Source organism: Streptomyces sp. TLI_185 (assembly GCF_003814765.1).
In the GTDB taxonomy this organism is placed as follows: domain Bacteria; phylum Actinomycetota; class Actinomycetes; order Streptomycetales; family Streptomycetaceae; genus Streptomyces.
This window is the reverse complement of sequence record NZ_RKRB01000001.1, coordinates 3,117,057-3,135,824: the sequence shown is the minus strand read 5'-3', so window position 1 is coordinate 3,135,824 and position 18,768 is coordinate 3,117,057. Positions and strand designations below refer to the sequence as shown.

Here is an 18,768-nt window from a genome sequence, read left to right as displayed (position 1 = left end):
GCGGGGAACTGCGCGACAAGCCACATCGGGCCCGCGGCCGAATTACAACCCGTACTGCTCCCGGGCCTCCTTCACGGCCGTCGCCTTGACCTCGCCGCGGCGGGCCAGCTGGGCCAGGGCCGCCACGACGATCGACTGGGCGTCGACGCCGAAGTGGCGGCGGGCCGCCTCGCGGGTGTCCGAGAGGCCGAAGCCGTCGGCGCCGAGCGAGGAGTAGTCCTGGTCCACCCACTGTGCGATCTGGTCCGGGACCTGCCGCATGTAGTCGGAGACGGCCAGCACCGGGCCCTCGGCGCCGTGCAGCGCCTGGCGGACGTACGGGACGCGCTCCTCGCCGCGCAGGAGGGCCGCGTCGGCCTCCAGCGCGTCGCGGCGCAGCTCCGTCCAGGAGGTCGCCGACCAGACGTCGGCCGCGATGCCCCACTCCTCCGCGAGCAGCTTCTGCGCCTCGAGCACCCAGTGGATCGCCGTACCGGAACCCAGCAGCTGGATGCGCGGCGCGTTGGCCACCGGCGAAAGCCCCGCCGACTCCGCCGTGTTGAAGCGGTACAGGCCCTTGACGATGCCCTCGTCGATGCCGAGCCCGGCCGGCTTCGCGGGCTGCGGCAGCGGCTCGTTGTAGACGGTGAGGTAGTAGAAGACGTTCGGGTCCTCGCCCGGCGCCGCCTCGCCGTACATCCGGCGCAGACCGTCCTTGACGATCGTCGCCACCTCGTACGCGAATGCCGGGTCGTACGTCAGCGCAGCCGGGTTGGTCGCGGCGATCACCGGGGAGTGGCCGTCCGCGTGCTGCAGGCCCTCGCCCGTCAGCGTCGTACGGCCCGCCGTCGCGCCGACCAGGAAGCCGCGGCCGAGCTGGTCGCCGAGCTGCCACATCTGGTCGGCCGTGCGCTGCCAGCCGAACATCGAGTAGAAGATGTAGAACGGGATCATCGCTTCGCCGTGCGTGGAGTACGCGGTGGACGCGGCGATGAAGTCGGCCATCGAACCGGCCTCGGTGATCCCCTCGTTGAGGATCTGGCCGTTCTTGGCCTCCTTGTAGTACATCAGCTGGTCGCGGTCGACCGGCTCGTACGTCTGGCCCTTGGGGGAGTAGATCCCGAGGGACGGGAAGAGCGACTCCATGCCGAAGGTGCGCGCCTCGTCGGGGACGATCGGCACCCAGCGCTTGCCGGTCTCCTTGTCGCGGACCAGGTCCTTGATCAGGCGGACGAAGGCCATGGTGGTGGCCACGTTCTGCGTGCCGGAGCCCTTGTCGAAGGAGGCGAAGGCCTTCTCGGCGGGGGAGGGGAGGGGTGCGAGCGCGTGCGCACGGCGGGCCGGGGCCGGGCCGCCGAGGGCGGCGCGGCGCTCCTGGAGGTAACGGACCTCGGGGGAGTCGGCGCCCGGGTGGCCGTAGGGCACCTGGCCGTCGACGAACTGGCTGTCCGAGATGGGGAGTTCGAGAAGATCACGCATCTTCTTGAACTCGTCCACCGTCAGCTTCTTCATCTGGTGGTTGGCGTTCTTCGACGCGAAGCCCTCACCGAGCGTGAAGCCCTTGACGGTCTGGGCCAGGATGACGGTCGGGGCGCCCTTGTGGTCGAGCGCGGCCTTGTAGGCGGCGTAGACCTTGCGGGCCTCGTGGCCACCGCGCGAGAGGTGGAAGCACTCGAGGATCTTGTCGTCGCTCAGCAGCTTCGCCATCTCGACGAGCTCCGGGTCCTTGCCGAAGAAGTCCTCGCGGATGTAGGCCGCGTCGCGCGTCTGGTACGTCTGCACCTGGGCGTCCGGTACCTCGCGGAGCCGGCGTACGAGCGCGCCGGTCGTGTCGAGCGCGAACAGCTCGTCCCACGCCGTACCCCAGAGGGTCTTCACGACGTTCCAGCCCGCACCGCGGAACTGGGCCTCCAGCTCCTGCACGATCTTGAAGTTCGCGCGGACCGGGCCGTCGAGGCGCTGCAGGTTGCAGTTGATGACGAAGGTGAGGTTGTCCAGGCCCTCGCGGCTGGCGAGTGCGAGTGCAGCCGTCGACTCGGGCTCGTCCATCTCGCCGTCGCCGAGGAACGCCCACACGTGGGACGAGGAGACGTCCTTGATGCCGCGTGCCGTCAGATAGCGGTTGAAGCGGGCCTGGTAGATCGCCGACAGCGGGCCGAGGCCCATGGAGACGGTCGGGAACTCCCAGAGCCAGGGCAGGCGCCGCGGGTGCGGGTACGACGGCAGGCCGTTGCCACCGGCCTCCTGGCGGAAGTTGTCGAGGTGTGCCTCGGTCAGACGGCCGTCGAGGAAGGCGCGGGCGTAGATGCCGGGGGAGGCGTGGCCCTGGATGTAGAGCTGGTCGCCCGAGCCGTCGGCCTCCTTGCCCTTGAAGAAGTGGTTGAAGCCGGTCTCGTACAGCCAGGCCGCGGAGGCGAAGGTGGCGATGTGGCCGCCGACGCCGTGTTTGCTGCCCCGGGACACCATCGCGGCCGCGTTCCAGCGGTTCCACGCGGTGATCCGGGACTCCATCTCCTCGTCACCGGGCACACCCGGCTCGGCGGCGGTGGGGATGGTGTTGACGTAGTCGGTCTCGAGGAGCTTGGGCAGCGCGATGCCGTTGCCCTCCGCGCGCTCCAGCGTGCGGCGCATCAGATACGCGGCACGGTGCGGGCCCGCCGCCTTGGCGACCGCGTCCAGAGAGGCCTGCCATTCGGCGGTCTCCTCGGGGTCCCGGTCGGGGAGCTGGTCGAGCTCGCTCGGCTGGATGGCGTTGGGGTCGGTCATGTCGCCGCCTTCCTCAGTCGAAGGGGGTTCCCTCATCGGTTAAGGGTTCGGGGGTGCCCTTGGTCTTTGGCAGGACAGGGCGAGGGCCCTGGTGCTGTGACACTTTGCGGCTACCGCCGCGGGCCCGCCGGTGACTCTAACTCCCTGATCGATGATCGATCAAAGGGTTGCAGGCAAAACTTCTCGATTACGAGAAAGTAGGCACGGGGTGCCTTTCGGACGGGCACCCGGTGCCGCGAATTTCGGGGATTTCTGCAGGTGAGCGCAGTGATGCTCGGCTGTGTCACGCCCGCGGCGCGCACCCCAGCACATGCGCCTTCACCAGTTCCGCGATCCTCGGGTCACGCCTCCGGAAGGCCTGGACGAGCTCCTCGTGCTCCTCCGCGTACGACTGCTGCACCGTCCCCAGCCAGCGGATCGACAGTGCCGTGAACACCTCGATGCCCAGGCCCTCCCAGGTGTGCAGCAGCACGGAGTTGCCCGCGGCGCGCACCAGTTCACGGTGGAAGGCGACCGTGTGCCGCACCTGGCCCGTGCCGTCGGCGTTGCGGTCCGCGTCGTAGAGGGCGACGACGTGCGGTTCCAGGGCCGAGCAGTCCTGTGCCAGCTTCTCCGCGGCCAGCTCCGCCGCGATCGCCTCCAGGCCGGCCCGCACCGGGTAGCTCTCCTCCAGGTCGGCCGCCGTCAGGTTCCGTACCCGTACGCCCTTGTTCGGCGCCGACTCGATCAGCCGCAGCGACTCCAGCTCGCGCAGCGCCTCCCGCACCGGCGTCTGGCTGACCTCCAGCTCGGTCGCGATACGGCGCTCCACGATCCGCTCGCCCGGCTTCCAGCGCCCGCTGACGATCCCCTCCACGATGTGCTCGCGGATCTGCTCGCGCAGCGAGTGGACGACGGGCGCGGTCATGAGGGCTCCTTAGGGAGGGGCCGCCCATCGGCCCCTGGGGCGTTTGACGTTTAGACAATAAGGCCGCGGGCGCCTTCGAGAGGGGCGCACGGGGGCGCTTTCGTGCAGGTGAGACGAGACTTACACGCCGTACAGAGCGTCGCTGCTGTAAAGACCCGTACCGGGCCGGACCCGGAGTCGTCACCACCGTGTCACCGGCAGAACCCCCGGGCCGCCGATGCCGTGGCGGTGGGCAAGGGGCATCCGAGCGGGGCGCCCCCGCACCATCAGGGGGACGGCATGAACACAGGGGAACGGCGCAGCAGGCTCGGATGGATCGTCGCGGCGGCGGCCGCGGCCGCGGTCATCGGCGTGACGGGGTGCCGGCAGATGCCCACGGCGGCATCGGACGCGCCCACCAGGGCGCCGGCCGGCGAGCCGTCCGGGAGCAGCGGCACGGAGCTCCAGGGCATGGCGGGTTCGCTCGCGTCCGCGAAGCAACCCGCCGGACCCGGCGGGGCCTGCGTCTTCGTCAAGCCCGACGGGGCACAGAAGTTCGGGCACGTCGGCTGGGGCTTCCGGGCCACGGGCACCGACCAGTGGGTCTACGGCGCCGTGGAGAACCCCACCAACAAGCTCTACACCCCGCCCGGCGGCTACATCGGCGCCTGGCACGCGAAGGGGACGTACGCCCGCATGCTCAGCGAGATGTCCCGGGACGCCCACTACCCCGGCAAGTCCAGCCATCCGTACAGCCGTTACCGCTGCGTCTCCTCCTCGACCAGTGACGTGAACAGCGCCTGGGCGATGATCCGGACCGTCGAGAGCCGCGGCTTCCTCGTCGGCTTCGACCGCAGGACCGGTGAACTCACCTCCCGGGACTGCCTCGACGCCACCTACGACGTCCTGCACGCCTACCGGACGCGGCATCTGACGTACGCACCGCATCTGGACGTCCCCAACGTGTGGGTCGAGACCCTGTGGGACTGGAGCGATCACACGCTGACGCCCCGGTAGAACGGCGACGCCCCCGTCCGGAGAGTCCGGACGGGGGCGCGCCTTACGAGCCTTACAGGCCGAGCTCGACCTCGAACTCGCCCGCCTCCAGGATCGCCTTGACCGCGGTCAGGTAACGGGCCGCGTCGGCGCCGTCCACCAGACGGTGGTCGTAGGAGAGGGTCAGGTAGGTCATGTCGCGGACGCCGATGACCGTGCCCTCCTCGGTCTCGATGACGGCCGGACGCTTGACCGTGGCACCGATGCCGAGGATCGCGACCTGGCCCGGCGGCACGATGATCGTGTCGAAGAGCGCACCGCGCGAACCGGTGTTGGAGATGGTGAAGGTCGCGCCGGACAGCTCGTCGGGCGTGATCTTGTTCGCGCGGACCTTGCCGGCCAGGTCGGCCGTGGCCTTGGCGATACCGGCGATGTTGAGGTCACCGGCGTGCTTGATGACCGGGGTCATCAGGCCCTTCTCGGAGTCCACCGCGATACCGATGTTCTCGGTGTCGAAGTAGGTGATCGTGCCCTCGGCCTCGTTGATCTTGGCGTTGATGGGCGCGTGCGCCTTCAGCGCCTGGGCCGCGGCCTTGACGAAGAACGGCATCGGGGAGAGCTTGACGCCCTCGCGGGCCGCGAACGCGTCCTTGGCCCGGGCGCGCAGCTTCATCAGACGCGTGACGTCGACCTCGACGACCGAGGACAGCTGGGCCTGCTCGTGCAGCGCCTTGACCATGTTGTCGCCGATGACCTTGCGGATGCGCGGCATCTTGACGGTCTGGCCACGCAGCGGCGAGGCCTCCAGGCTCGGGGCCTTCTTGGCGGCCGGAGCGGCGGCGGCAGCGGGGGCCGGAGCAGCGGCGGCGGCCTTCGCGGCCTCGGCGGCGGCGATGACGTCCTGCTTGCGGATACGGCCGCCGACGCCGGTGCCCTTGACGCCGGCCAGGTCGACGCCGTTCTCGGCGGCGAGCTTGCGCACCAGCGGGGTGACGTAGGCACCCTCGTCGGTGGCAGCCGCGGCGGGCGCGGGCGCAGCCGGGGTCACCGGAGCCGGAGCGGCCGGCGCGGGCGCCGGAGCGGCCGGGGCCGGAGCAGCGGCGACCGGGGCGGGCGCGGGAGCCGGAGCGGCAGGGGCCGGGGCGGGGGCCGGCGGAGCCACCGGGGCGGCCGGGGCCGGAGCCGGGGCAGCGGCGGCGGGCGCCGGAGCCGGAGCCGGAGCGGCCGGAGCCGGGGCAGCCGCCGGAGCGGCACCCGGGGCGCCGATGACGGCGAGCTTGGCGCCGACCTCGGCGGTCTCGTCCTCGCCGACCGTGATCTCGAGCAGCACACCGGAGGTGGGCGCCGGGATCTCGGTGTCGACCTTGTCCGTGGAGACCTCGAGCAGCGGCTCGTCGGCCTCGACGGAGTCGCCGACCGACTTCAGCCAGCGGGTGACGGTGCCCTCGGTGACGGACTCGCCGAGCGCGGGCAGGACGACGTCCGTGCCCTCGGCGGAGCCGGCGCCGGCGGCGGCCTCGGGGGTGGGAGCAGGGGCGGGTGCGGCCTGCTCGGTGGAGGGCTGGGCGGCCGGCGCCGGGGCGGGGGCCTCGGCAGCGGCGGGGGCCGGGGCGGCAGCGGGTGCGCCCGTGCCGTCGTCGATGACGGCCAGCTCGGCGCCGACCTCAACGGTCTCGTCCTCGGCGACCTTGATGGACGCCAGGACACCGGCAGCAGGGGAGGGGATCTCGGTGTCGACCTTGTCGGTCGAGACCTCGAGCAGTGGCTCGTCGGCCTCGACGCGCTCGCCCTCGGCCTTCAGCCAGCGAGTGACAGTGCCCTCGGTGACGCTCTCGCCGAGCGCCGGAAGGGTTACGGAAACCGCCATGGTTTCGGTTGCTCCTTACGGAAAGTGCGGAAGTCTGTGTCGTCGCTTCGTCGACCGAGGGATCAGTCGTGCGAGTGAAGGGGCTTGCCGGCCAGAGCCAGGTGGGCCTCGCCCATCGCCTCGTTCTGGGTCGGGTGGGCGTGGATGAGCTGGGCGACCTCGGCGGGCAGCGCTTCCCAGTTGTAGATCAGCTGGGCCTCGCCGACCTGCTCGCCCATGCGGTCGCCGACCATGTGGACGCCGACCACGGCACCGTCCTTCACCTGGACGAGCTTGATCTCGCCCGAGGTGTTCAGGATCTTGCTCTTGCCGTTGCCCGCGAGGTTGTACTTCAGAGCGACGACCTTGTCCGCACCGTAGATCTCCTTGGCCTTGGCCTCGGTGATGCCCACGGAGGCGACCTCGGGGTGGCAGTACGTCACCCGCGGCACACCGTCGTAGTCGATCGGGACGGTCTTGAGACCGGCCAGACGCTCCGCCACCAGGATGCCCTCGGCGAAGCCGACGTGCGCGAGCTGGAGCGTCGGGACCAGGTCACCGACGGCGGAGATGGTCGGGACGTTCGTCCGCATGTACTCGTCGACCAGGACGTAGCCGCGGTCCATCGCGACGCCCTGCTCCTCGTAACCGAGACCGGCGGAGACCGGGCCGCGGCCCACCGCGACCAGCAGGATCTCGGCCTCGAACTCCTTGCCGTCGGCCAGGGTGACCTTGACGCCGTCGGCGGTGTACTCGGCCTTCGAGAAGAAGGTGCCCAGGTTGAACTTGATGCCGCGCTTGCGGAACGCGCGCTCAAGAAGCTTGGAGGAGTTCTCGTCCTCGACCGGGACGAGGTGCTTGAGGCCCTCGATGACGGTGATGTCGGAGCCGAAGGACTTCCAGGCGGAGGCGAACTCGACACCGATGACGCCGCCGCCGAGCACGATCGCCGACTTCGGCACGCGGTCCAGGACGAGGGCGTGGTCCGAGGAGATGATGCGGTTGCCGTCGATCTCCAGGCCCGGCAGCGACTTCGGCACGGAGCCGGTCGCGAGAAGCACGTGGCGGCCCTGGACGCGCCGGCCGTTCACGTCGACGGAGGTGGGGGAGGAGAGCCGGCCCTCACCCTCGATGTACGTCACCTTGCGGGACGCGATGAGACCCTGCAGACCCTTGTACAGGCCGGAGATCACGCCGTCCTTGTACTTGTGGACAGCCGCTACGTCGATGCCCTCGAAGGTGGCCTTGACGCCGAACTGCTCGCTCTCGCGGGCCTGGTCGGCGATCTCGCCCGCGTGCAGCAGGGCCTTGGTGGGGATGCACCCCCGGTGCAGGCAGGTACCGCCGACCTTGTCCTTCTCGATCAGGGCGACGTCCAGGCCCAGCTGCGCCCCGCGCAGCGCCGCGGCGTAACCACCGCTACCACCGCCGAGGATCACTAGGTCGAAAACGGTGCTGGCGTCGTTCGCCACGTCACGTCCTCCATGCATGTGCGCCACGCCGGTCGTCCGTGACCGGTCGGCGGCTGGTGTCCGGCCGCTCTTTCTTCGGCCCTGTGATGGGGGCCCTGTCCTGCCGTGCCCCATCTTCGCACTTGTCGGGGGGCAACGAGACGCCGGGCCGGTGTGTGAGACGTCCCACGTTCAGTTGAGCGCAGGGATGAGGCGCATGAACAAGGGGGCTCCGCCCTACCCGCGCGCGGAGCCCCTCTTGTTCACTCAGGTTCGCCTGGCGATCTCCGCGTCGGCCACCCCTGCTGACCTGCTTTTCTGCCGGGGGTCCGGGGGTTGTCCCACGGAATGATGCAGCGGAGCAACCTCACCCGAGGTCGCCGGCCGCGGTGAGCTCGGCCAGCCGCACCAGCGTCCGCACCGCCGTACCCGTACCGCCCTTCGGTGTGTAACCGAACGGTCCGCCCTCGTTGAAGGCCGGCCCGGCGATGTCGAGGTGCGCCCAGGTGATCCCCTCGCCCACGAACTCGCGCAGGAAGAGACCGGCGACCAGGCCGCCGCCCATCCGCTCGCCCATGTTCGCGATGTCGGCGGTGGGGGAGTCCATGCCCTTGCGCAGGTGCTCCGGCAGCGGCATCGGCCAGGCCGGCTCGCCGACCTCCTCGGCCGCCTCGTGCACCGCGGAGCGGAACGCGTCGTCGTTCGCCATGACCCCGAAGGTCCGGCTGCCCAGCGCCAGCACCATCGCGCCGGTCAGGGTCGCGACGTCCACGATCGCGTCCGGCTTCTCCTCGGAGGCGGCCCACAGCGCGTCCGCGAGGACCAGCCGGCCCTCGGCGTCGGTGTTGAGGACCTCGACCGTCTTGCCGCTGTACATGCGCAGCACGTCGCCGGGACGGGTCGCGGAACCCGACGGCATGTTCTCCGCCAGCGCCAGCCAGCCGGTGACATTGACCTCGAGACCCAGGCGTGCGACGGCGACCACGGCGGCGAAGACGGCCGCCGCACCGCTCATGTCGCACTTCATCGTCTCGTTGTGGCCGGCCGGCTTCAGCGAGATGCCGCCCGAGTCGTAGGTGATGCCCTTGCCGACGAGCGCAAGGTGCTTCTTCGCCTTCGCGGAGGTGTACGACAGCTTCACCAGCCGCGGGCCCGCCGCCGAGCCGACGCCGACACCGAGGATGCCGCCGTAGCCGCCCTTCTCCAGGGCCTTCACGTCGAGCACCTGCACCTTGATGCCGTGCTCCTTGGCCGCGGTCTGCGCGACGGCGGCGAACGCCTCCGGGTTGAGGTCGTTCGGCGGGGTGTTGATCAGGTCGCGGGCGCGGTTGAGCTCCTCGGCGACGGCGGTGGCGCGCTCGACGGCCGCCTTGTGCTCCTTGTCGCGGGGCTTGGCGCCCAGCAGGGAGGCCTCGGCGAGCGGCGCCTTGCCGTTCTTGTCCTTGGTGTCCTTGCCGCCCGCGTTGTTCTTGTAGGCGTCGAAGGAGTACGCGCCGAGCAGCACGCCCTCGCTGATCGCGCCGACGTCGGCGGCGTCCTCGACGGGCAGGGCGAAGGCGGCCTTCTTGGCGCCGGTGAGGGTGCGGGCCGCGGCACCGGCGGCCTTGCGCAGCGCCTCGCCGTCATAGCCGGAGTCCTTCTCGGGCTCCGCGCCCAGGCCCACCGCCACCACGAGCGGGGCCTTGAAACCGGACGGCGCCGGCAGCTTCGTCACCTCGCCCTCGGCGCCGGAGGCACCGAGGGTTTCCAGGACGCCGGCCAGCCTGCCGTCGTAGGCCTTGTCCACGGCCTCGGCGCCCGGTGCGACGACCGGGCCCTTCGCGCCCTTGGCCACACCGATCACGATCGCGTCGGCCCGAAGACCGGGCGCCGCGGCGGTGCTGAGAGTGAGAGCAGTCACGGTGGTGAATTCTCGCTTCCAATGTGAAGTTTCTGTGGTCGATCTGTGTGGGTCGACCGGGCCCGACAGCCGACCCTAGAACCGGCCTCAGGGTGCGGTCTCAGCGGGGCCTTCCCCGGTACGGCGAACACTCGGGATGAGCCTACGCGTGTGTGCGCGTTCACTCATTCCCCTGAGCGTGTGCACAGTGCCCGGCATCGGAGATCATCCGTGAGGAACACTTTCCCGCACTCTGGAGCCCGTTCGTTGAAACGTCCGATACGCCTGCTTGCCCTGCTCGCCCTGTTCGTGCTGACGGCAGGCTGCGCCGGCCCGCCCGACTCCGGGACGTCCGGCGGGCGTTGGCAGCCGCGCCCCGGCGTGGCCTGGCAGTGGCAGCTCAGCGGCCGCGTCGACACCTCCGTCGACGTGCCGGTCTACGACATCGACGGCTTCGACCAGCCGGAGGCGACGGTCTCCGCGCTGCACGGCAAGGGCCGCAAGGTCATCTGCTACCTCTCGACGGGCGCCTGGGAGGACTGGCGCCCCGACGCGAAGAAGTTCCCCAGGTCGGTGCTCGGCAAGGGCAACGGCTGGAAGGGCGAGCGCTGGCTCGACATACGTCGCACCGACGTACTGGAGCCGCTGATGGCGGCCCGCTTCGACATGTGCCGCAAGAAGGGCTTCGACGCGGTGGAGCCCGACAACATGGACGGCTACAAGAACACCACCGGCTTCCCGCTCAAGGCCGCCGACCAGCTCCGCTACAACCGCCTGATCGCGAAGCTGGCCCACGACCGCGGCATGGCGGTCGGCCTGAAGAACGACCTCGATCAAATCCCGCAGCTGGTGGGGGACTTCGACTTCGCGGTCAACGAACAGTGCGCCCAGTACGGCGAGTGCGCCGCCATGAAGCCCTTCATCAAGGCGGGCAAGGCCGTCTTCCACGTCGAGTACGAGCTGCCGACCAGCCGCTTCTGTGCACAGTCCCGCCGGCTGAAGCTCAGCTCGATGCTCAAAAAGTACGAACTGGGGGTGTGGCGCCGGGCGTGCTGACCCCGAGCCCGGTGACCGCCGTGCCCGCCAGCCGGTCGGCGAGGGAGCGGCGGGTGGGGGAGAAGACCGGCAGCGCGTTGAGCAGGAAGACGACGACGGCCAGCGCCCACACCAGCACCGACAGCACGAACTGCCCCTCGACCAGCAGGATGCAGGCGACGGCGTAGACGGCGATGTCGGCGGCCGTGGTGACGGCGGCGCGCACCGCGGCCCGGGTGGGGGCACTCGGGGTGACCCGCAGCCCGACCAGCCCCTTGCCGAGGGTCCGTCCGGCGAAGGCGAGGCAGCCCCACTGGTAGAGGAACGCCGCCACGATCAGCATCCCGAAGGCCTCCTCCACGTCGAGCACCGCCTTGTGCCACAGCGACAGTCCGAGGGTCTCCGAGGCGCCGACGACGTCGCCCTGCGAGGTCAGCAGGTCGAAGCCGCCATGGGTCGCGAGCTCGGGCACGTCGGTGACCAGCGCGGATATCCGGTGGAAGGTCAGGACGGCGAGCAGATACGCCAGTGTGAGCACCAGCGCGAAGTCGATGAACCAGGCCACGGCACGACGAAGCTTCGGCACGAACATCCCCCGATCACGATCACTTGTCCGTGTACGGCGGAAGAGACTACTGCCCCAGCGAGAGCACCAGGAGCGAAACCGTCGCAGCCGTCTCGGCAAGCCCCCCGAACACATCGCCGGTGACCCCTCCGAAGCGGCGCGTGCAGTGGCGGAGCAGGACTTCGGCCACGGCGAGGGCGACGACGACCGCGGCCGCCGCACGGATCAGGTCGTACGTCCCGACGAGCGCACCCCCGGCGGCGGCAGCCCCGGTGACTGCGACAGCCGCGACCACCGCCGCCCGTACCGGCACCACACCCGCGACCGCCGCCCCCAGCCCCTCGGGCCGGGCGGCCGGCACCCCCGTCCGTGCGGCCAGGGTGAGCGCCAGCCGGGCGGCCGTCGCCGAGACGACGGCTGCAAGCGCACCCCGGGCCCACGAGTCGCCGTACGCCTGAGCCAGCGCCGCCACCTGCGCCAGCAGCACGAGGACGAGCGTGATCACCCCGAACGGCCCGATGTCCGACTGCTTCATGATCCGCAGCGCGTCCTCGGCGGGTTTCCCGCTGCCGAGCCCGTCCGCGGTGTCCGCGAGTCCGTCGAGATGCAGCCCGCGGGTGAGCACGGCGGGCACGGCGGCGGAGGCGACGGCGGCGAGCAGCGCCCCCGCGCCCAGCGCCAGCAGCACCACGCCGGCCAGGGCCGCGCACCCGCCGACCACCAGCCCGGCGACCGGTGCGCAGAGCATGCCGCCGCGCGCGGCGTCCCGGTCCCAGCGGGTCACCTTCACCGGGAGCACGGTGAGGGTGCCGAAGGCGAAACGGAGGCCGTCCGGCCACGGGGTCTTGGAGGGTTCGGGCACCGGCGCAGGTTACTCGGCGGTCGGGAGGGCGGGAACAGGGGCCATCGCTAAAGTGCGCATATGGGACATTGGCTGCAGCGCAACATCATCGAGCCCGGCAAGCTGCCGCTGCTGCTCGCCCTCACCGCGTTTGTGCTGACGTTCCTGATCACCCGGGTCGTCACCCGCCTCATCCGGGCCGGCAAGGGACCCTTCGGCAACGTCAAGGCGGGCGGGCTGCACATCCATCACGTGGTGCCCGGCATCGTGCTGACGATCGTCGGCGGCTTCGGGGCGGTGGCCAGCAGCCGGCACGGCTTCGGCTCGGCCCTCTGTGCCGTCCTGTTCGGCATGGGGGCGGGACTCGTCCTCGACGAGTTCGCGCTGATCCTCCACCTCGACGACGTGTACTGGACCGAGGAGGGCCGCAAGAGCGTCGAGGTCGTCGTCCTCACGGCGGCCCTGGTGGGGCTGGTCCTCTCGGGGTTCTCGCCGTTCGGCGTCAACGACATGAGCCAGGAGGAGCTGCACGACCGGGGCAGCGTGATCTCGACCGTCGTGATCAACTTCCTGTTCTCGCTGGCCGTCCTCAGCAAGGGCAAGGCGCGGATGGCGATCTTCAGCGTGATCGTCCCGTTCATCGGACTGATCGGCCTGGTCCGCCTGGCCCGCCCCGGCTCGCCCTGGGCCAGACGCTTCTACCGCCGCCGCCCGCGCGCCCGGGCCAAGTCCACGCTGCGGGCCTATCGCCACGACCGCCGGTGGGCCGGGCCCCGCCGTAAACTCCAGGACCTCCTGGGCGGCAAGCCCGACCCCGTGCCGGATCGCTCCCTGGGCCGGTGAGGCATCCGCGCCCCAAAGGGGCGCGGGGCTGTGTCGACATGCGGCTCCGCCGCGCGGGCGCGACCAGCCACGACGGCGCCGCAGTCAGGATCTCGCCCGGGGAAAGCCCGACCGTGACCCGATCCGTGCCAGCGGCCGGTGACGATGCCGCAGCGCCGAGATGAAGCACAGCACCCCCACCGCCGCGATCGCCGCCATGTGTTCCTTGCCGGCGAGATTCCCCTTCAGCAGTACCTCGACCGCCATCGCCGCCGTCACCGCGCACGCCGTGACATACGCGCCGTAGCGCCAGCCGAGGAACACGGCAAGGCCCACCACCGCCGCCGACGGGCCGGTGTCCACGACCGCGGCGTCCGAGGAGGGCAGCCCGAAGGCGTTGTCGAAGCCCAGCCAGATGCCCAGGCGTGCATACAGCGTGCCGGCGAGCGTGGCGGCGTAGGCGATGACGAGGGTGCGCCAGCGGCCGAGGCAGATCTCCGCGACGCCGAAGACGAACAGGATCTGCGCCAGTGCACCCCACACGGGGAGGTCGAGGGCCGGGACGAACAGCGACAGGGGAGTGCGCAGCAGCGACAGCCACAGCGGGTCCTCGGCGCGCACGCCCCCGGTGTTCTGCACGAACTGAAAGCCCCACGCCTGGTTCTGCACGATCTGTATGACCGTCGTCAGCACCACTGCCCCGAGAGTCATCGGGATCGCCCGCCAGCGCCGCTTCACCAGCGGCTCACGCACCGTGACGTACAGGAACCCCCATTCGGCACGGGCCCAGCGGGCGAGCCTGTTCATCCGGCGGTCCTCATCTGTGCGTCTCCAGGTGCTTGCGGTGCAGCCACTTCGGCAGCCCCGGCGCCTCCAGGAACCCTTCCGCGCGCGCCGAGGCGATGCCGATGCGCGGCAGGTCCGCGCTCTTCTCGAAGAGCAGGAACCGCGGCTCCCAGATGGGCCGGTACTTGGCGTTGGCGCGGTACAGCGACTCGATCTGCCACCAGCGCGAGAAGAAGCTGAGCAGCGAGCGCCACAGCCTCAGAACCGGCCCGGCACCGAGGCGTGCACCACGTTCGAAGACCGAACGGAACATGGCGAAGTTCAGTGAGACCTGCGTGATCTCGATCTCTCGGGCGCGCCGCAGCAGCTCGATGACCATGAACTCCATCAGGCCGTTGTCACAGGCGCGGTCCCGTCGCATCAGGTCGAGGGAGAGGCCGCGCGGCCCCCACGGCACGAAGGAGAGAAGCGCCCTCAGTTCACCTTCGCCGTCGGTGCATTCGAGCATTACGCACTGCCCGTCCTCGGGGTCCCCGAGCCGCCCCAGCGCCATGCTGAACCCGCGCTCGGTGGCCCCGTCGCGCCAGTCGTCCGCCCGCTTCAGCAGATACGCCATCTCGTCCGCCGGAATGTCCTCGTGCCGCCGGATGCGCACCGTGTACCCGGCCCGCTTCACCCGGTTGTAGGCCTGCCGCACGGTGCGCATGGCCCGTCCGTCGAGGGTGAAGTCGGCGACCTCCACCAGGGCCTCGTCGCCGAGCTCCAGGGCGTCCAGGCCGTGCCGCGCGTACACGGTGCCGGCCTCCTCGCTCGCCCCCATCACGGCCGGGATCCAGCCGTGGGCCCGTGCCTCGGCGAGCCAGGGCTCGATGGCGCCCGGCCAGGCCTCGGGGTCGCCGATCGGATCACCGGACGCCAGCGAGACGCCCCCGACGACCCGGTACGCGACGGCCGCCTTGCCGGTGGGCGACCACACCACGCTCTTCTCCCGCCGCAGCGCGAAGTACCCGAGCGAGTCCCGCTCGCCCTGCCGCTCCAGCAGCTCCCGCAGCCGCTTCTCGTCGTCCTCGGTGAGCGGGTCGACGGCCCGCCGGGAGCGGAAGGCGGCGTAGAAGACGGCGAGGACGAGGATCGTGCTGAGCACGTTGATGGCGACGTTGACCCAGTTCGGCGCGTCGATGCCGGGGAAGCGGGACTCGTCGACGGCGACGGAGACCAGACGGAAGGTGCCGTAGCGCCAGCGCTCCAGGAACGTCGAAACCGCCCTGTCCGGCGCCGTGTTGGTGACCGTCACCAGCAGCGCGGCGAGCAGCGAGGCGACCAGCGTGCCGCCCACCGCGACGGCGGCGGCGAGCTTCGGGTTCGAGCGGTCGCCCTTGGCATAGAACTCCCGCCGCCCGGCCAGCAGGGCGACCACGAAGAGGGCGGTGAGGCCCAGCGAGATCCAGTTCTGGGCGTACTGCCGGATCTCCGGGAAAGCCATTGCGAAGGCGAACAGTGCGAGGAACGAACCGGCCAGGGCGAGGTTGAGGATCCATGCGGCGCGCTTGCGGCGCCGCATGGTGATGGCGAGGAACGCCGTGAACACTCCGGAGGCGAAGCCGGCGGTCAACAGATACGGGGTGAAGAAGTTCTCCTGGTTGTGCCGCCGCACGTCCTGCCCCAGAGAGACCCAGGCGGCACTGAGGAAATTGACGAACGCGACGACCCGCAAATACCAGACGGCGAATGCGGCAGCTCGCCGCGAGGCAATTCGGGCATCTCTCATGAGTGTGGATCATATGGGCGATGCCTCGGTGAACCCATCCATCTTTTGTCTGCGGTTCTGTCGACTTTCGGCCCTCCTGCGGCCTACTCGGTCTCCTCCTTCGCGTCGACGTCAGCCGCGGATTCATCCTTGGGTTCATCCTTCTCAGGTACCCCGGAGACCTGCGGCTTCTCCGGCAGCTCGGCGGCCAGCGCCGCCGCGGCCTGCACCAGCGGCAGCGCCAGCAGCGCCCCCGCGCCCTCGCCCACGGTCACCCCGTGCGAGAGCAGCGGCTCCAGTGCCATCCGGTCCAGCGCCTTCGCCTGTCCCGGCTCCCCGCTGTCGTGCGCGGCCAGCCACCAGTCCGGCGCCCGGAACGCGATCCGCTGCGCCACCAGGGCGCAGGCAGCCGTCACGACCCCGTCCAGGATCACCGGCATCTTGCGCACCGCGCTCTGCAGCAGGAAGCCCGTGATCGCGGCGAGGTCGGCCCCGCCCACGGTGGCCAGCAGTTGCAGCTGGTCGCCCAGCACCGGCCGGGCCCGGCGCAGCGCGTCCCGGATCGCCGCGCACTTGCGCATCCATGCCAGGTCGTCGATGGCGAGCCCGCCCCGCCCGGTGACGACGGAGGCGTCGGTCCCGCACAGTGCGGCGATCAGCACCCCGGCCGCGGTCGTCCCGCCCACGCTCACATCGCCGAGCACCACCAGATCCGTACCGGAGTCGGCCTCCTCGTCGGCCACCGCGACGCCGGCACGGAAGGCGGCCTCCGCCTCCTCGGCCGTCAGCGCGTCCTCGCGGTCGATACGTCCGCTGCCGCGCCGCACCCGGTGCCGTACGACCTCGTCGGGCAGCGTGTCGGGGTCGCAGTCCAGCGCCATGTCGACGATCCGCACCGGCACGCCGAGCCGCCGGGCGAGCACCGACACCGGACGGCCGCCCTCCAGGACCTCACGCACCAACTCGTGGGCGCCGCCCGCGGGTCCGGCCGAGACACCCAGTTCGGCGACTCCGTGGTCACCGGCGAAGAGAACCACCCGGGGCCGTTCGATCGGCCGCACCGGCACGGCGGACTGCGCCGCCGACAGCCACTCACCCAGGTCGTCGAGGCGGCCCAGAGACCCGGGCGGCACGACCTGACGCTCCCTGCGCGCCTCGGCGTCGCGCCGCACCCCGCCGTCGGGGCGCTCGATCAGATCGGTGAAGTCGTCGAGATTAAGCGAGCTCATTCGCCGAACAGTACCGGCACCGGTCGAACGGGACAGCGCCACATGGTCACCACGCTCGCGTGACGTCTTTGCCCCTGGGACATGGATCCCATACGTTCCGTTTTGCAGCGGATTGTCCTATGCCTCCGGGAGCCGCCATGACCCGCCCGAGCACCCACGTCAGTGCCCGTGACCGGCGCCGCCACCGCGCGAGGGCCCGCGCAATCCTGCGGCTCCTGCCCGAACCGGAGAGCTGGCTGGACGTGGGCACGGGCGACGCCCACTTCCCCGGGACGGCACGCGAACTCTTCCCCTACACCTCCTTCGACGGCCTCGACCCCACCCCGCGCGTGTCGTACGCCTGCCACGCCGAGCGCGTCGAGGAGGCCTTCGTGGGGCAGGTGACGGACCCTCACATCACCACGATCCTGCGCTCCCGCTACGACGTCGTCACGCTCCTCCAGCACCGCTCACCCGTCCCGGACCTGCGCGCCGAACTCCGCGCGGCTCTCACGCTCGTCCGCCGCGGCGGCCTCCTCCTCCTGGAGACTCCGCCGGCGCAGTCGCCCGCCCTGCGCACCCAACTCGACTTCCACGGCTGCACGATCGTCGCGACGAGCCGCCACGTCCTCGGCCAGTTCCCCTACACACACCGGATCATCGCGCGCCGCAGACCCTCAGCCCCGTAGCACCATCGCCTGCCCCGCCACCACCAGCACCACCTGCTCGCACTCCCCGGCGAACGCCGCGTTCAGCCGCCCGAGTTCGTCGCGGTACCGGCGCCCCGAGGCGGTGGCCGGCACGATCCCCGAGCCGACCTCATTGGATACGGCGACCACGGTCCGCCGGGTCGCCCGCACCGCGTCCGTCAGCTCCCGCACCCGCTCGCGCAGGGCCCGCTCCCCGCCGTCGGCCCACTCCGCGTCGTCCCACGCCCCGACGGAGTCCATCGCGTCCGTCAGCCACAGCGACAGACAGTCGATGAGCAGCGGCGGGCCGTCGGCCGCCAGCAGCGGCACCAGATCGCAGGTCTCGGCGGTCCGCCAGGACCCCGGCCGGCGCTCCTGGTGGACGGCGACCCGGGACGCCCATTCCGTGTCCCCGTTGCGCGAGCCGCCCGTCGCCACGTACAGCACCTCCGGAAAGGCCTCCAGGCGCCGCTCGGCCTCCACCGACTTCCCGGACCGCGCCCCGCCCAGCACCAGCGTCCGCCGCGGCACATCGGGCACGTCCTCGTACACCCCCACCGTCAGCGTCGCCCCGTCCGGCACGGCCCGCGCCCCCGCGGCGGCGAGCCGCCGCCGCAACTCGGGCCCCGGCGGCACGTCGTGGTCGAGATGGACGGCGACGACATCCGTGGTCGGACCGACGGCGCCGACCGCCCGCAGCTTGGCCAGCGCGTCCGGCCGCCCCACGACATCGGCCAGTACCATGTCACACACCACAGCCCCGTTGTGCTCAAGACCGGCCGGCGCACCCCCCGGCGGCAGATACAGCAGCCGCTGCCCGTTCGGCCCGGTCACCGCGTACCCCGTGCCCGGCCCGTCCATCGCCACCGCCCGCACCCGATGCCCCGTCAGCAGCGCCAACTCCCGCCCGTCCGGCACCCGCGCGGGCTGCGGCAGCCCCGCCGGAACCTCGACCACGGGCCCGGCGTGCGGATGCGACAACAGCACCTGCCGTACACCGCCGAGCGAATGCCCGGCCCGCGCCGCCGCGAACGCCGCGCCCGGCGTCAGATCGAGTAGCAGGGTCCCGTCCACGAGCACCGCGGTCGCCGCACGGGCATCCGCGCCGAGCGCGGTCGCACAGGCGGCACAGGGACAGTCGGGGCGGGGCAGGCCCGCGGGGGCACCGGTGCCGAGCAGAGTCACTTCCACGGAAGTGATTTTCGCGTGTCTGCGCAGGTGCTGCCCATCCGACTAGGCTTCTGGCAGAAGGCGGACCAAGATCCGCCTTCT

Annotated in this window: 15 protein-coding genes; 4 read left to right on the top strand and 11 right to left on the bottom strand. The window is 71.1% G+C overall.

Annotation, left to right across the window (positions count from 1 at the left end; all coding sequences use genetic code 11):
• Positions 1-42: 42 nt before the first annotated feature.
• Together aceE and EDD92_RS14235 are read right to left on the bottom strand one after the other, a co-directional pair.
• Positions 43-2,745 (bottom strand): pyruvate dehydrogenase (acetyl-transferring), homodimeric type, encoded by a 2,703-nt coding sequence (gene aceE / locus EDD92_RS14240; RefSeq protein ID WP_123964650.1) that lies wholly within the window; start codon positions 2,743-2,745, stop codon positions 43-45.
• Between the two features lie 283 nt (positions 2,746-3,028).
• Positions 3,029-3,652: a GntR family transcriptional regulator gene (locus EDD92_RS14235; RefSeq protein ID WP_123964649.1), complete on the bottom strand. Its 624-nt coding sequence runs from the start codon at positions 3,650-3,652 to the stop codon at positions 3,029-3,031.
• 279 nt (positions 3,653-3,931) lie between these two features.
• On the opposite strand from EDD92_RS14235, the gene EDD92_RS14230 reads away from it, so the two are divergent.
• The gene (locus tag EDD92_RS14230) at positions 3,932-4,648 is read left to right on the top strand and encodes a hypothetical protein (RefSeq protein WP_260326530.1); all 717 of its coding nucleotides are present in this window, start codon (positions 3,932-3,934) and stop codon (positions 4,646-4,648) included.
• A 52-nt stretch (positions 4,649-4,700) separates the two neighbouring features.
• Here EDD92_RS14230 and sucB read toward each other — a convergent pair whose 3' ends face one another.
• The 3 genes from sucB to EDD92_RS14215 all read right to left on the bottom strand — a co-directional run bounded on the left by sucB (position 4,701) and on the right by EDD92_RS14215 (position 9,824).
• A complete protein-coding gene (gene sucB, locus EDD92_RS14225; protein ID WP_123964648.1) occupies positions 4,701-6,494 on the bottom strand; it encodes a 2-oxoglutarate dehydrogenase, E2 component, dihydrolipoamide succinyltransferase in 1,794 nt (597 codons plus the stop codon).
• A 62-nt stretch (positions 6,495-6,556) separates the two neighbouring features.
• Positions 6,557-7,945 carry a dihydrolipoyl dehydrogenase gene (gene lpdA / locus EDD92_RS14220; RefSeq protein WP_123964647.1) on the bottom strand — a complete coding sequence of 463 codons (1,389 nt, stop codon included), beginning with the start codon at positions 7,943-7,945 and terminating at the stop codon, positions 6,557-6,559.
• A gap of 346 nt (positions 7,946-8,291) precedes the next feature.
• Entirely contained in the window at positions 8,292-9,824 is a 1,533-nt protein-coding gene (locus EDD92_RS14215) for a leucyl aminopeptidase (RefSeq protein ID WP_123964646.1), read from the bottom strand.
• A 246-nt stretch (positions 9,825-10,070) separates the two neighbouring features.
• Between EDD92_RS14215 and EDD92_RS14210 the strand changes: the two genes are divergently transcribed.
• Positions 10,071-10,859 (top strand): endo alpha-1,4 polygalactosaminidase, encoded by a 789-nt coding sequence (locus tag EDD92_RS14210; protein ID WP_123964645.1) that lies wholly within the window; start codon positions 10,071-10,073, stop codon positions 10,857-10,859.
• On the opposite strand, the gene EDD92_RS14205 is transcribed toward EDD92_RS14210, so the two are convergent.
• Positions 10,819-11,424, bottom strand: a complete 606-nt coding sequence (locus tag EDD92_RS14205) for an RDD family protein (RefSeq protein WP_260326529.1) — start codon at positions 11,422-11,424, stop codon at positions 10,819-10,821. The genes EDD92_RS14210 and EDD92_RS14205 overlap by 41 nt on opposite strands.
• 46 nt (positions 11,425-11,470) lie before the next feature.
• Positions 11,471-12,265, bottom strand: a complete 795-nt coding sequence (locus tag EDD92_RS14200; RefSeq protein ID WP_123964644.1) for an adenosylcobinamide-GDP ribazoletransferase — start codon at positions 12,263-12,265, stop codon at positions 11,471-11,473.
• Between the two features lie 60 nt (positions 12,266-12,325).
• Between EDD92_RS14200 and EDD92_RS14195 the strand changes: the two genes are divergently transcribed.
• Complete coding sequence (locus EDD92_RS14195; protein WP_123964643.1) at positions 12,326-13,087, top strand: hypothetical protein; 762 nt, start codon at positions 12,326-12,328, stop codon at positions 13,085-13,087.
• A gap of 84 nt (positions 13,088-13,171) precedes the next feature.
• Here EDD92_RS14195 and EDD92_RS49825 read toward each other — a convergent pair whose 3' ends face one another.
• From EDD92_RS49825 to cobT, 3 genes are all read right to left on the bottom strand, one after another.
• Positions 13,172-13,873 (bottom strand): hypothetical protein, encoded by a 702-nt coding sequence (locus tag EDD92_RS49825; protein WP_185124011.1) that lies wholly within the window; start codon positions 13,871-13,873, stop codon positions 13,172-13,174.
• 10 nt (positions 13,874-13,883) lie between these two features.
• Complete coding sequence (locus EDD92_RS14185; protein WP_123964642.1) at positions 13,884-15,620, bottom strand: phosphatidylglycerol lysyltransferase domain-containing protein; 1,737 nt, start codon at positions 15,618-15,620, stop codon at positions 13,884-13,886.
• Positions 15,621-15,703: 83 nt separating this feature from the next.
• Positions 15,704-16,828, bottom strand: a complete 1,125-nt coding sequence (gene cobT / locus EDD92_RS14180) for a nicotinate-nucleotide--dimethylbenzimidazole phosphoribosyltransferase (RefSeq protein ID WP_123964641.1) — start codon at positions 16,826-16,828, stop codon at positions 15,704-15,706.
• A gap of 137 nt (positions 16,829-16,965) precedes the next feature.
• Between cobT and EDD92_RS14175 the strand changes: the two genes are divergently transcribed.
• The gene (locus EDD92_RS14175) at positions 16,966-17,496 is read left to right on the top strand and encodes a methyltransferase domain-containing protein (RefSeq protein ID WP_123964640.1); all 531 of its coding nucleotides are present in this window, start codon (positions 16,966-16,968) and stop codon (positions 17,494-17,496) included.
• Here EDD92_RS14175 and EDD92_RS14170 read toward each other — a convergent pair.
• On the bottom strand, positions 17,485-18,687 hold the full coding sequence (locus EDD92_RS14170; protein WP_123964639.1) for a bifunctional adenosylcobinamide kinase/adenosylcobinamide-phosphate guanylyltransferase: 1,203 nt from the start codon (positions 18,685-18,687) through the stop codon (positions 17,485-17,487). The two genes, EDD92_RS14175 and EDD92_RS14170, sit on opposite strands and share 12 nt — an antisense overlap.
• Between the last annotated feature and the right edge of the window lie 81 nt (positions 18,688-18,768).

Bases quoted from the DNA above. Each gene is read 5' to 3' on its own strand.
- aceE (WP_123964650.1), bottom strand. From the start codon at position 2,745: ATGACCGACCCCAACGCCATCCAGCCGAGCGAGCTCGACCAGCTCCCC.
- EDD92_RS14235 (WP_123964649.1), bottom strand. From the start codon at position 3,652: ATGACCGCGCCCGTCGTCCACTCGCTGCGCGAGCAGATCCGCGAGCAC.
- EDD92_RS14230 (WP_260326530.1), top strand. From the start codon at position 3,932: ATGAACACAGGGGAACGGCGCAGCAGGCTCGGATGGATCGTCGCGGCG.
- sucB (WP_123964648.1), bottom strand. From the start codon at position 6,494: ATGGCGGTTTCCGTAACCCTTCCGGCGCTCGGCGAGAGCGTCACCGAG.
- EDD92_RS14195 (WP_123964643.1), top strand. From the start codon at position 12,326: ATGGGACATTGGCTGCAGCGCAACATCATCGAGCCCGGCAAGCTGCCG.
- EDD92_RS49825 (WP_185124011.1), bottom strand. From the start codon at position 13,873: ATGAACAGGCTCGCCCGCTGGGCCCGTGCCGAATGGGGGTTCCTGTAC.
- EDD92_RS14185 (WP_123964642.1), bottom strand. From the start codon at position 15,620: ATGAGAGATGCCCGAATTGCCTCGCGGCGAGCTGCCGCATTCGCCGTC.
- cobT (WP_123964641.1), bottom strand. From the start codon at position 16,828: ATGAGCTCGCTTAATCTCGACGACTTCACCGATCTGATCGAGCGCCCC.
- EDD92_RS14175 (WP_123964640.1), top strand. From the start codon at position 16,966: ATGACCCGCCCGAGCACCCACGTCAGTGCCCGTGACCGGCGCCGCCAC.